This window comes from Photorhabdus khanii NC19 (assembly GCF_000517265.1).
GTDB lineage: Bacteria > Pseudomonadota > Gammaproteobacteria > Enterobacterales > Enterobacteriaceae > Photorhabdus > Photorhabdus khanii.
In genome coordinates this window covers 275,369-287,064 of sequence record NZ_AYSJ01000002.1, presented here as the reverse complement: position 1 = coordinate 287,064, position 11,696 = coordinate 275,369, and the positions used below count along the sequence as shown (strand labels likewise).

Genomic DNA, 11,696 nt, shown 5'->3' with positions numbered 1-11,696 from the left:
TTACGGGTATCTGAGGATAATACTGTTTTATATAAGCCGACATATTAACTCTCATATACTAGCCGATATTTATAGTTTATTACGTTAAGGCATGAGTTTTTGTTTAAGAGGAGATTCTGATTTACTAAAAGCAAATTGGAGTTGCCTGTAAAAAAGATAAATAATCCCAAAGAACGATTATAGACACATAATAATAATCTCTCGAAAGAAATTTTCTATAATACGTGCATATGTTTAGTGTTTGACTCAAATTAAGTAATGCCATACATATACGGGGAGATACATAGCATGGATGAATATTCACTAGGATAACGTGACATTGCTGAATTAAAATACTGATGTGAGAATCTAAGGCAAGAGGCACCTCTAGTGACAGAGTACATTGAGACTGGTTGTGTAAATAGTTCTTACGTCTCAGAATAATTTAAAGCTAAATGAATTGATTGAGTACATATCAATTTTAGTTTGGCACTTTAAAATAAAATATTCTGATGATTTCAGCCTTCTCACTTGAATTGATAAATTTTTTGATAATACATATACTTATACTTTGTTTGGAAGCGAATTAAGATTAGCTTTTCTGAACTTACGGAATGGTAAAAACTAATGAATATTTAACCAGTATCCTGTTACACGATTTAAATTGCTCCCTGAGCAAAATTTGATTGAATATTTCACTAAATAATTTTTTATATATATTAAATAAGAAAGGCGACTATGACTAAAACTGATTATCTGATGCGTTTAAGAAAATGCACCACGATTGATACACTGGAACGTGTGATTGAAAAGAATAAATATGAACTTTCAGGAGATGAACTTGAACTATTCTACTCTGCTGCGGATCACCGACTAGCTGAGCTGACCATGAATAAACTATACGATAGAATTCCACCTTCAGTGTGGAAATACGTTCGCTAAAATAGTTTTCATCAGGTAGAAAGTGATCCGGGCCGGTAAAGTTCTATCGGCTTAATTGGATTACCAATAAAATTGGTGAGGGCTCTGCCAGCGACATCCCGGCACACACATCCCCTGCTATGGCTGCTTCCTTCCGGACCTGACCAAGTTAACAAGTTAGCGTTGCGGGAGAACCAACAGAGCCCCCATTGACGTGTTGCTTTAACTTCAAAGCGGTGCCATTATCATTCATACCTATCTAAATAGCAAGATAAGCAGACCCGAATGATGCTTTATTGCACATTGTGAGGTAAATACATAAGAAAATGTATTATCTGACAGCTTTCAACGTAATTTCGATATCTTTAGTCTGTCCGTTATTAATCACTTCATATGCAGTATCTGTAACAAACATCAAACGATTATGCAGCGAAACAGAAGCGCTGACAACAATACGTGCATGTGGCTTAATTTCGCTTGGCCGGTAAGGCAGAACAAAATGGAAAGGTGATTGTTTCCTACCTAAACGTTCTATCTTTTTAGACAGAGTAACTGAAGGTGCATCAGCCAAAGATATATCAGATAAAGTCACTGTCAGAACCGCATCCGCTGGCAACGCTATACGCTGCAATATATTAATATTGCCTTCAACAAAAGAGAGTTTTACTGGATTTTCAATCTCTTCCACCTGAGTATCTACTATCTCAGGACCTTTACCATTACATCCAACCAAAGCAACCGCCAGTAATACGCTCGCAGGGAGCTGCCATAATTTCATACACATTCCTCCACTATTAACTAATCTATGTAAATAATAAAATAAATTGAAATATCAAGCCGTTAAATCTAAACCGCCTGGATTATAGATTAAAAACTTGAATATAAAACTCCAATTAATCTCATATTCTTTATTGCACTACTATCAGGACTTAAAACATTTACAATTTAGTTATTTATTTATCATCTATTAATGGGACAATAATCATCTCTTGTACTCTCTGATAACCAAATAGAAAACAAAGGTATATTATGAGCAAGTCATTAAAGAATCTGATAAATTTGATGAACTTAGAAAAAATTGAGGAAGGCATTTACCGGGGGCAAAGTAAAGATTTGGGCTTTCCTCAGGTTTTCGGGGGACAAGTGATTGGTCAGGCACTTTATGCTGCCAAACAAACCGTTGTTGATGACCGGATGAGCAACTCTTTCCATAGCTATTTCTTACGCCCCGGTGACAGTAGCAAACCCATCGTCTATGATGTCGAGATCCTGCGCGACGGAGGAAGTTTCAGTGCCCGGCGAGTCAGTGCGATTCAAAATGGTAAGCCTATCTTTTATATGACCGCCTCATTCCAAAGTCATGAAGAAAGTTTTGAACACCAAAATATGATGCCAGATGTCCCCTATCCAGAAGAACTTATCCCTCAGGACGAAATTGCAAAAAAAATGTCGCATCTACTGCCACAGAAGATGCAGAATATTTTTCTCCGCCCCTGCCCGTTAGAAATGAGACCAGTAAAATATTACAGCCCATTCAATTACCTACCAGAAGAACCTGTACGCTATGTTTGGTTCCGTAGTAATGGCGATATGCCAGCTGATCCTTTTATGCATCAATATCTGCTCGGATATGCCTCTGATTTTAATTTCCTACCAACAGCATTACAGCCACACGGTGTTGGATTCCTTGAGAAAGATATTAAGATAGCAACTATTGACCACTCTATGTGGTTCCATCGTCCGTTTAAACTAGACGACTGGTTACTCTATGCTATAGATAGTCCATCAGCTTCTGGGGCCCGTGGTTTTGTTCGTGGACAAATTTATAATCATGAAGGTGTACTTGTTGCTTCCACTGTGCAAGAAGGGCTAATCAGGAAACGGCACAGATAAAAATAATAAGGGCAGCAAATAAGAAATTAGCATCACACTTACGATCTTATTGCTGCCTGTTTATATCACAGATTAATTATAAGCGCTCTCTCCATGGGAATTAATATCCAGACCTTCTCTTTCAATTTCAACAGAAACCCGCAGCCCTACCAGCAGATCTGCTATTTTAAAAGCAATAAAAGAAACAATTACTGACCAAACCACACAAATCAATATACTAAAAGCCTGAATACTCACTTGTTCCAACATAGTTATACCCTCTGCATAACCGGTTCCGCCCAATAATTTCGCCGAAAAAACTCCAGTCAGGAGGCAACCCACGATCCCACATACGCCATGTATACCAAATACATCACACACATCATCAACGCGTAACCACCGTTTTAAGGCCACCACTCCCCAAAGCCCGGCAAAACCCGCGATTAAGCCAATAATTAGTGCACCACCAACACCAACCATTCCCGCAGCAGGTGTAATACCAACCAATCCGGCTATACAGCCTGAGCATGCCCCTAAAAGAGAAGGTTTATTACGGAAAAGCCATTCTGCAAAAACCCATGACAGAATAGCGGCGGCAGTCGCCACAATTGTATTCAAAAATGCCAGAGCAGCGATTTCATTAGCAGCCCCAGCAGAACCCGCATTAAAACCAAACCAACCGATATAGAGCACAGCAGTACCGATGAAGACCATCGGCAAGTTATGCGGTTTAAATGCTTCTTTCCCAAAACCAGTACGTTTTCCCAATAAGTAAGCACCAACCAATCCAGCTACAGCAGCATTAATATGTACAACTGTACCACCAGCAAAATCCAGCGCACCATCCTGTGAAAGAATACCACCACCCCAAACCATATGTGCCATAGGCAAGTAAGAAAACGTCAACCACAGCACACTGAAAATTAACAAAGCCGGAAAATAAATACGCTCCCCTAGCGCACCAATAATCAAAGCAACTGTGATACAAGCGAAAGAGCCCTGAAATGCCACATGAATTAACTGATAAAAATTGCCACTTAAGTTGGTGAGTGCCAAATTCTTTAGCATCATTTGACTAAAACTACCAAAAAAACCATTCCCTGGCTCAAAAGCCAGACTATAACCGTAAATCACCCACAATACACATACCAGAGCAAAGCTCACCATAACCTGAACCATCAGTGATAAAACGTTTTTACTCCGTAACAATCCACCATAAAATAGAGCAATTCCCGGAATTGTCATAAACAGAACAAGTACTGTACAAACCATCATAAAAGCATTATCGGCTTTATCAGCAACACCTTCCGCTGCCTGAGATAATGATGGTAAAAAACTGGCCACAACACCGGTAGCCACAGAGAATTGTCTTTTCATATATATCGTCTCTATCAGTGACTTACAGTGCCGCATCATTAATCTCACCAGTTCTGACACGGATAGCCTGTTGTAATTCGACGACAAAAATTTTACCGTCGCCAACTTTTCCAGTGAAAGCCGATTGCTGAATTGCATGAATTACCTCCTCAACTAACTCATCTGCTACAGCAATATCTACCTTCACCTTAGGTAAAAAATTGACGCTATATTCAGCTCCACGATAAAGCTCCGCATGCCCTTTTTGACGACCAAATCCTTTTACCTCTGTTATAGTCAATCCTTGAACACCAAGACCAGAGAGAACCTCCCTAATATCCTCCAATTTGAATGGTTTTATAATTGTCGTAATGAGCTTCATATATCCCCCTGCCATCCGGCGATTGTGTTTGCAATAAAGGAATAGCAAATGGTGTGCCAGAAATTAGAAATATATAAAAATCAAGTAATAATAGAGTAAGGGGAGAAGAAGAGAGGAGAGCAACGAATGTACTCTCCAGTTAGAGCACCAAATCAGTGCAAATCTGATTAAACCAACATCTCTTCCTCAGAGATTATGCTACATTCATTTAATGTATTGCTTACTTGTTGTAACTGATACATCTGATAATAACGCCCACGTCTTATCAATAATTGTTGATGGCGTCCTTGTTCAACAACTGCACCACGATGCAGCACCAAAATATTGTCAGCCTCCACAATGGTAGACAGACGATGAGCAATCACGATCAACGTTGTTTGCTGACGAATCAATCTTAAAGCCTGTTGTACCGCCTGTTCCGTACCAGAATCAATATTTGCTGTCGCTTCATCAAGGATCAAAATTTGCGGTGCTTGCACTAACACTCTCGCCATAGCAAGCAATTGTTTTTGGCCAGCTGACAACGTATTGCCCTGTTCTCCCAAGATAGTATGAAGGCCATCAGGAAGCGTACGCACTAACTCAGCTAATTGCACAGTTTCCAGTACCTGCCAAACTTTCTCTTCTGAAATATTTCGACCAAGCGTAACATTGTTAAAGAAAGAGTCAGCAAGAACAACTGGATCCTGCTGAACCATTGCCACACCATTGCGTAATACCGAATGAGACAGAGACGATACAGGCCGGCTATCAAGGTAAATCTCCCCTTTCTGCCACGGGTAATATCCCATCAGTAAATTTGCCAGCGTACTTTTTCCACTACCGGTATGACCAACCAAAGCAATAAAACCATAAGCCGGAACCTGTAAATTAATATCTTGTAAAACTATTTTGTCACCCTGGTAGGAAAAACTGACATTTTCTATATCAATTCGACCATTGGATAATGGTTGACTATCCATGCCATAACCTTGTTGAGGGCTATCCATTAATTCAAATATCCTCTCACCAGAAACTACAGCCTGTTGCAGGATTGATTGTTGAGAAGTCAGTTCGATTAGTGGTTCATTCAACCGCCCAAGATAATTGATAAAAGCATACAATACCCCGACACCAATCACTCCTGCCCCACTGAACCCAAACAAAACAATAAGACCGCACAACACCATAGTAGACAATAAACTTAGTAATGGGCGTAACAAAATCCCATCTAATCGCAATGCCTGCATTCTCGCTTTATAATGAGCACGATTTGTTGACAACATACGTTCACCAAAACGAGCCTGCTGCCGGAACTGCTGAATAACACTCATGCCATTGATGATCTCATTAAAGTTATCATTAATATCAGCTAAATAACTGCGTACCCGTCGGACAATTGGCGTACTTAGATGCTGGTATATCGCCATGACAATCAACACGGCAGGAAAAATAAGAATTGCAATCAATGCCATACGCCATTCCAGCACAAACATGGCAATCATCATCGTACCAATCAACGCTATACTACGGAATACCGTAGGAACCACATTGACATAAAGATCTTTAATGACCTCAGTATCATTCGTTACACGGGAAATCAATTGCCCTACCGGTTGATTATCAAAAGCACTCAAAGGCTGGCGCAATGCTGCATTCATCACATCAGTACGAAGTTGCTGAACCACATCAACTGACACTTGATTGAACAATAAAGTCTGGAAATAGTGTAATGCGGCCGTAATCAGTTGCAGAGAAATAAAGGTTACAGACAGCCCAATAATCACTCCTGCTGGCATATTACCCGTTGCAACCATATTATCGATAAAGTAACTAACCAAAATCGGACCACTTACTTCCGCAATTGCAGCCCCCCACAGCATTAGTACCGCCAGCCCCAACGGCTTACGATAATTTTTTCCATAAACCAGCAAACGTTTCAGAGACGGCCACAATCGGCGAACCTTAGTCATCTTTATCTCCCTCTGTGGTTTCCTCGTCATCCAATGCTGCTTCAAGCTGCTGATAATGATACATATCACGATACCATCCTGGCTGATCCGCCAGTTGCTGATGCCTCCCTTGATGTATAACAGAACCTTGCTGAATTACCAGAATATTATTAGCATCAGTTAATGCAGACAGGCGATGGGCACTGATAATAACCGTGCGTTGTTGTCTCCACTGGTTGAGGTTTTGTAAGATATTGTGTTCAGTTTGCCCATCAACCGCAGATAAAGCGTCATCCAGAATCAAAATCTCTGCATCTAAAAGCAATGCTCTTGCAATAGAGATGCGCTGCTTCTGCCCACCAGAAAGCATCACTCCACGCTCGCCCACTTCCGTCTGGTACCCTTCAGGTAAACGAAGAATATCTTCATGAACATTGGCAAGACGGGCAACTTCTTCGATCTGTTCCTGTGTTGCCTCAGGACGTCCCAAAGCAATATTCCCGGCAACTGTATCTGAAAATAGAAAAGGAGTTTGATTGACAACGGCAAACCGTGCTCGCCATTCATCTAACCGGATATCTGCAATTTTAATCGACTGGAAAAGAATTTCCCCATCAGTCACATCAAACTGTCTCTGTATCAACGCAAGTAGTGTGCTCTTACCGGAACCGGTTGGGCCACATATCCCCAGTAACTGTCCGGGTGATAACCGGAAGTTAATTTGACTTAAAATAGTTTTGTTACTTTGCGGATAATGAAACGCTTTGATATTCACATTCAGAACACTACGCTCAGGAGATAAATGACGGTTACCATCCGCAATAACCGGAGGCTCCTGCAACAAGCTACGGATACGGCTGTATGCAGCACTTCCCCGTTCAACGATATTAAACATCCATGCCAGCGCTAACATTGGCCAAATCATCAGGCCAAGGTACATCACAAAGCTAGTAAGCTCCCCAAGAGTCAAAATGCCATTCAGCACCATCCAGCTACCACCACCGATAGCCAGAAAGTTTGACATACCGATAGCAATAAAAATCGTCGGATCAAATCGGGCATCCACCCTGGCAACATACATATTCTTACGACCAGCTTCCACAGCAACCTGTTCAAACTGATTTGATTGCAGATCTTCAAGACCAAACGCCTTGATCATGCGAATGCTGGTCAGACTTTCCTGAGCCTGGTTATTCAGAGCAGAAAAGGCACCTTGTGCAGATTTGAAACGATGATGAAGTTGATCACCATATCGTTTAATGATGATTGCCATAATTGGCATAGGTAACAAAGATAATAAAGTTAACTGCCAACTAATTTGTACACTCATCATAATCAGCACTGCGCAACCCATAACCAACGAGTCAACTAAAGTGAGCACCCCTTCACCCGCAGCAAATACCACACGGTCCACATCATTAGTAGCACGGGCCATCAAATCACCCGTACGGTGACGCAGATAAAACTCAGGGGTTTGTCGGCTAAGCTGCCGGTAAAAATTATTCCGTAATTTAACCGCTAATCGATATGACGCCCCAAACAACCATAAGCGCCATATATAACGCAGAATATAAACAATCAATGCAATGACCAGCATAACACCAATCCACACCATCAGTTGGTGAGATGGCATAGAACCAGCACGGATGCCGTCAACAATTACGCCCACCAGATATGGAGGAACCAGTAGCAGAATAGAGATGATAATAAGCAGAGTCACTGCGCCAAGATAGCGACGCCACTCGCTGCGGAAGTACCAGCTTAATTGAGAAAATAATCTCACACGCGTATATCCTGAAATAGAAATAGATAGTATAAATGTTGAACAACATTCAGAATAATGAAGTTAACTCATTGAATAATAATTAGTTAATCTGGTATCGGTAATGCTGTAGTGTACTTGATTTTTTCCATTGCAAAGCTGGATGTAACATCAATCAATCCCGAAACACCATTAACCATGCGCTTGTAGAAGAGATCATAGCTTTTCATATCCACAACTTCTACATGCATCAGATAATCACATTCACCGGCCATACGGTAAAAAGCCAGAACTTCTGGCATTTGCTTTATAAATGCAACAAATTCCTCATACCAACTACTGTTATGCTGCTGAGTTCTGATCATGACAATCACTGTCAACCCTAGTCCTAATTTTTCACTATCAAGCAGAGCAACTTTGCCAACGATATAGCCTTCGTCTTCAAGCCGTTTTAAACGTTTCCAGCAAGGGGTAGAGGTAAGATTAACAGCTTCCGCCAACGCATTCAGAGACAGGCTACAATCTTTCTGTAGTAACTTAAGCAACTTGCGGTCTATTTTATCTAACATAGCCACCTCTTATAGAAAATTTTTCCATAAAGAAACCACATATTGAAAAAAATAACAACCCATTTCTCCCAGTATAAAGTTAATCTACTCATCATCAATCATATTCTAATTAAGAGTGAACAATTTATGTCGCACAGCTGGACAACCAAGGCAATCAAAGAGATTCAGGCAGATTACCAACGCAGTTCTGATACTCATCTCATCCGCCTTAATTTACCGGCTTTTCCAAGTATCCATTTATATCTGAAAGATGAAAGTACCCACCCGACCGGCAGTCTAAAACACAGACTTGCCCGTTCTTTATTCCTTTACGCACTTATCAATGGCTGGATTAAGGAAGGTACTCCAATTATTGAATCCTCATCTGGTAGTACTGCTGTATCCGAAGCCTATTTTGCCCGTCTACTTGGATTACCTTTTATTGCGGTTATGCCCTCATACACCGCAAAACGTAAAATTCAAGAAATTGAATTCTACGGCGGTAAATGCCATTTTGTTAATCATCCAGCGCAAATTTATGACGAATCAGAACAACTAGCGAAAGAATTAAATGGTCATTATATGGATCAATTCACTTATGCTGAACGTGCAACAGACTGGCGGGGTAATAATAATATTGCTGAAAGTATTTTCCGCCAGATGCAAATGGAACCCTTTCCTGAACCAGATTATATCGTTATGAGCGCTGGCACTGGCGGGACTTCCGCAACATTAGGACGCTATATCCGTTACCAGGGGTACAACACCAAACTGATTGTTGTTGATCCAGAAAACTCTGTATTTTATGACTGCTACCGTCAAAATTGTTGTGATATACGTGGCAATTACAGCAGCAAAATTGAGGGTATTGGCCGTCCCCGGGCAGAGCCTTCTTTTATTCCTACCGTTATCGATGACATGATACAAATACCGGATTGTGCCAGCATTGCAACGATTTATTGGCTGGAAAAATTACTGGGCAGAAAAGTTGGAGCATCTACGGGGGCCAACGTTTGGGGTGCACTCCTGCTTGCCCATCAAATGCATGAACGTGGAGAACAAGGAGCAATAGTCACCTTACTGTGTGACAGCGGTGAACGTTATCTCGACACTTATTACAACCCGGATTGGGTAAAAAATAATATCGGCGATATCTCACCTTACCTAAAGCAGCTACCCAATCTCCAGGGTTATAAGTAACATAGCCGTTTTATTCCAATGAGGATGTTACAATGAGACGAACTGTTGTTGTATTCAGTGGTGGGCAAGATTCCACTACATGTCTGATTCAAGCAATTAATCAATATGACGAAGTACATTGTGTCACTTTTGATTATGGCCAACGCCATCGTGCCGAAATTGATGTTGCACGTAATATTAGCCATTCTCTTGGTGCTGTTGCACATAAGGTAATTGATGTCACATTACTTAACGAACTAGCCCTCAGCAGTCTGACGCGTGATAACATCCCTGTTCCTAACTATAGTGAAAGTAAAAAAAGTACTCTACCCAGCACATTTGTCCCTGGCCGCAATATTTTGTTCCTGACCTTAGCTGCTATATATGCTTACCAAGTTGAAGCTGAAACCGTTATCACTGGCGTATGCGAGACTGACTTCTCCGGCTACCCTGATTGCCGTGATGAATTTGTCAAGGCACTGAATAAAGCGGTAAGCCTTGGCATTGCCCGTGATATCCGCTTTGAAACTCCATTGATGTGGCTCAATAAAGCTGAAACTTGGGCATTGTCCGACTACTATCAGCATTTAGATTTCATCCGTAGCCAGACACTGACTTGTTATAACGGCATTCAAGGTAATGGCTGTGGTACATGTGCAGCTTGTCATCTCAGAGCTAGCGGACTGGAACAATATCTGAATGCGCCTGAGAAAATAATGACTGAAATGAAAGCAAAAACACATTTATCTTAATCCAAAGGACAATGAGAACATTCTCCTCTCATTGTCCCGTTTTCATCAAAGCTCCCATTATTTCACGTAATTCACCTTCAATAGACAATGCTTTTTGCGTTTTCCTATCAATCCACACAAACGTGGTTTTAGCATCTGTAATGAGTTGATTATCCCTCTTGCGTATTATTTCCTGCGAAAATACACCACTTCTGTTTCTCAACTCTGTCAATCGGCAATCCACTTCCAATTCATCACCAAGAACGGCTGAACTACGATAATTAATATTCATGTTAACCACCGCAAACCCAACATTATTTTTCTGTATCCATTCCACTACAGAGTGCTTATATAGCCATTCCCATCGAGCACTTTCCATAAACTCCAAATAGCGGGCATTGTTTACATGTTGAAATAAATCGATATGATAACCATGAACTTTTATAATTGAACTCATAATATTTCCTAACGTTAACATCACTCATCTGACCAGGCTTGGTTAACAATAGCAAAACAAAAAATTTACACGAATTAAAGTGATTTATTTGCAACCCCGATCACAACATCCCCACTCACAAAATAAATCATGAATGAGGATGCTGGATGGCTACTAATAGCTCAACTTACTTCTGTTTCGTTCAATAAAAACTGGCCCTATTCCCTGAACCTCCTGTAACTGTTCCACAGCAGTAAATGAGCCGTGTTTTTCACGATACTCAACAATTCCCTGTGCTTTTTTCACCCCAATACCATTCAGTGCTTTTGCTAATTCTTCTGCACTTGCAGTATTGATATTCACCTTTCCCTTTTCTTCTACTTTCAAAGCATCTTGCGGCTGTAACTGCTTTTCTGATGAAGAATTACTTGTAGTACTGGCTGTTTTAGCTACTTTGTCTTTTACGTGTTCAGCAGCAATTGCAAATTGCCCTCCACACGTATAAAGCAAGCCAGCAAGCAAAACAGATAAAATTCCCGATTTTTTCATACTCATTCCTCCGTGTTTTATCAGTGCAAAAAAGATTGCCACAGATAAAT

General features: G+C 40.8%; 13 protein-coding genes and 1 other RNA gene. 5 read left to right on the top strand and 9 right to left on the bottom strand.

What is annotated here, in order from left to right:
- Positions 1 to 439: 439 nt before the first annotated feature.
- Entirely contained in the window at positions 440 to 514 is a 75-nt protein-coding gene (locus PTE_RS27110) for a hypothetical protein (protein ID WP_239002405.1), read from the top strand.
- 203 nt (positions 515 to 717) lie between these two features.
- Positions 718 to 921 (top strand): HHA domain-containing protein, encoded by a 204-nt coding sequence (locus PTE_RS01310; RefSeq protein ID WP_011147992.1) that lies wholly within the window; start codon positions 718 to 720, stop codon positions 919 to 921.
- A gap of 82 nt (positions 922 to 1,003) precedes the next feature.
- On the opposite strand, the gene ffs is transcribed toward PTE_RS01310, so the two are convergent.
- An RNA gene (gene ffs / locus PTE_RS23130) (signal recognition particle sRNA small type) lies at positions 1,004 to 1,100 on the bottom strand.
- Between the two features lie 131 nt (positions 1,101 to 1,231).
- Entirely contained in the window at positions 1,232 to 1,678 is a 447-nt protein-coding gene (locus PTE_RS01305) for a YbaY family lipoprotein (RefSeq protein WP_036842467.1), read from the bottom strand.
- A 251-nt stretch (positions 1,679 to 1,929) separates the two neighbouring features.
- Between PTE_RS01305 and tesB the strand changes: the two genes are divergently transcribed.
- A complete protein-coding gene (gene tesB / locus PTE_RS01300) occupies positions 1,930 to 2,793 on the top strand; it encodes an acyl-CoA thioesterase II (RefSeq protein ID WP_036842466.1) in 864 nt (287 codons plus the stop codon).
- 72 nt (positions 2,794 to 2,865) lie between these two features.
- On the opposite strand, the gene amtB is transcribed toward tesB, so the two are convergent.
- The 5 genes from amtB to PTE_RS01275 form a co-directional block, all read right to left on the bottom strand.
- Positions 2,866 to 4,149 carry an ammonium transporter AmtB gene (gene amtB, locus PTE_RS01295; RefSeq protein ID WP_036842465.1) on the bottom strand — a complete coding sequence of 428 codons (1,284 nt, stop codon included), beginning with the start codon at positions 4,147 to 4,149 and terminating at the stop codon, positions 2,866 to 2,868.
- 22 nt (positions 4,150 to 4,171) lie between these two features.
- Positions 4,172 to 4,510, bottom strand: coding sequence for a P-II family nitrogen regulator (gene glnK / locus PTE_RS01290; protein WP_036842464.1), 339 nt, complete (start codon positions 4,508 to 4,510; stop codon positions 4,172 to 4,174).
- 167 nt (positions 4,511 to 4,677) lie between these two features.
- On the bottom strand, positions 4,678 to 6,462 hold the full coding sequence (locus PTE_RS01285) for a SmdB family multidrug efflux ABC transporter permease/ATP-binding protein (protein ID WP_036842463.1): 1,785 nt from the start codon (positions 6,460 to 6,462) through the stop codon (positions 4,678 to 4,680).
- Positions 6,455 to 8,224, bottom strand: coding sequence for a SmdA family multidrug ABC transporter permease/ATP-binding protein (locus PTE_RS01280; protein WP_036842461.1), 1,770 nt, complete (start codon positions 8,222 to 8,224; stop codon positions 6,455 to 6,457). The genes PTE_RS01285 and PTE_RS01280 overlap by 8 nt, the downstream gene beginning before the upstream one ends.
- An 86-nt stretch (positions 8,225 to 8,310) precedes the next feature.
- Positions 8,311 to 8,772: an Lrp/AsnC family transcriptional regulator gene (locus PTE_RS01275; RefSeq protein ID WP_036842459.1), complete on the bottom strand. Its 462-nt coding sequence runs from the start codon at positions 8,770 to 8,772 to the stop codon at positions 8,311 to 8,313.
- A gap of 126 nt (positions 8,773 to 8,898) precedes the next feature.
- Between PTE_RS01275 and PTE_RS01270 the strand changes: the two genes are divergently transcribed.
- Positions 8,899 to 9,951 carry a PLP-dependent cysteine synthase family protein gene (locus PTE_RS01270; RefSeq protein WP_036842458.1) on the top strand — a complete coding sequence of 351 codons (1,053 nt, stop codon included), beginning with the start codon at positions 8,899 to 8,901 and terminating at the stop codon, positions 9,949 to 9,951.
- 32 nt (positions 9,952 to 9,983) lie between these two features.
- On the top strand, positions 9,984 to 10,682 hold the full coding sequence (queC, locus tag PTE_RS01265) for a 7-cyano-7-deazaguanine synthase QueC (protein ID WP_036842457.1): 699 nt from the start codon (positions 9,984 to 9,986) through the stop codon (positions 10,680 to 10,682).
- 28 nt (positions 10,683 to 10,710) lie between these two features.
- Here the strand turns inward: queC and PTE_RS01260 are convergent, their stop codons facing one another.
- Both PTE_RS01260 and PTE_RS01255 read right to left on the bottom strand, forming a co-directional pair.
- Positions 10,711 to 11,118 carry an acyl-CoA thioesterase gene (locus tag PTE_RS01260; protein WP_021323860.1) on the bottom strand — a complete coding sequence of 136 codons (408 nt, stop codon included), beginning with the start codon at positions 11,116 to 11,118 and terminating at the stop codon, positions 10,711 to 10,713.
- A gap of 153 nt (positions 11,119 to 11,271) precedes the next feature.
- Positions 11,272 to 11,646 carry a ComEA family DNA-binding protein gene (locus tag PTE_RS01255; RefSeq protein ID WP_036842455.1) on the bottom strand — a complete coding sequence of 125 codons (375 nt, stop codon included), beginning with the start codon at positions 11,644 to 11,646 and terminating at the stop codon, positions 11,272 to 11,274.
- Between the last annotated feature and the right edge of the window lie 50 nt (positions 11,647 to 11,696).

Bases quoted from the DNA above. Each gene is read 5' to 3' on its own strand.
- PTE_RS01285 (WP_036842463.1), bottom strand. From the start codon at position 6,462: ATGACTAAGGTTCGCCGATTGTGGCCGTCTCTGAAACGTTTGCTGGTT.
- tesB (WP_036842466.1), top strand. From the start codon at position 1,930: ATGAGCAAGTCATTAAAGAATCTGATAAATTTGATGAACTTAGAAAAA.
- PTE_RS01305 (WP_036842467.1), bottom strand. From the start codon at position 1,678: ATGAAATTATGGCAGCTCCCTGCGAGCGTATTACTGGCGGTTGCTTTG.
- PTE_RS01260 (WP_021323860.1), bottom strand. From the start codon at position 11,118: ATGAGTTCAATTATAAAAGTTCATGGTTATCATATCGATTTATTTCAA.
- PTE_RS01310 (WP_011147992.1), top strand. From the start codon at position 718: ATGACTAAAACTGATTATCTGATGCGTTTAAGAAAATGCACCACGATT.
- queC (WP_036842457.1), top strand. From the start codon at position 9,984: ATGAGACGAACTGTTGTTGTATTCAGTGGTGGGCAAGATTCCACTACA.
- glnK (WP_036842464.1), bottom strand. From the start codon at position 4,510: ATGAAGCTCATTACGACAATTATAAAACCATTCAAATTGGAGGATATT.
- PTE_RS01270 (WP_036842458.1), top strand. From the start codon at position 8,899: ATGTCGCACAGCTGGACAACCAAGGCAATCAAAGAGATTCAGGCAGAT.
- PTE_RS01275 (WP_036842459.1), bottom strand. From the start codon at position 8,772: ATGTTAGATAAAATAGACCGCAAGTTGCTTAAGTTACTACAGAAAGAT.
- amtB (WP_036842465.1), bottom strand. From the start codon at position 4,149: ATGAAAAGACAATTCTCTGTGGCTACCGGTGTTGTGGCCAGTTTTTTA.
- PTE_RS01255 (WP_036842455.1), bottom strand. From the start codon at position 11,646: ATGAAAAAATCGGGAATTTTATCTGTTTTGCTTGCTGGCTTGCTTTAT.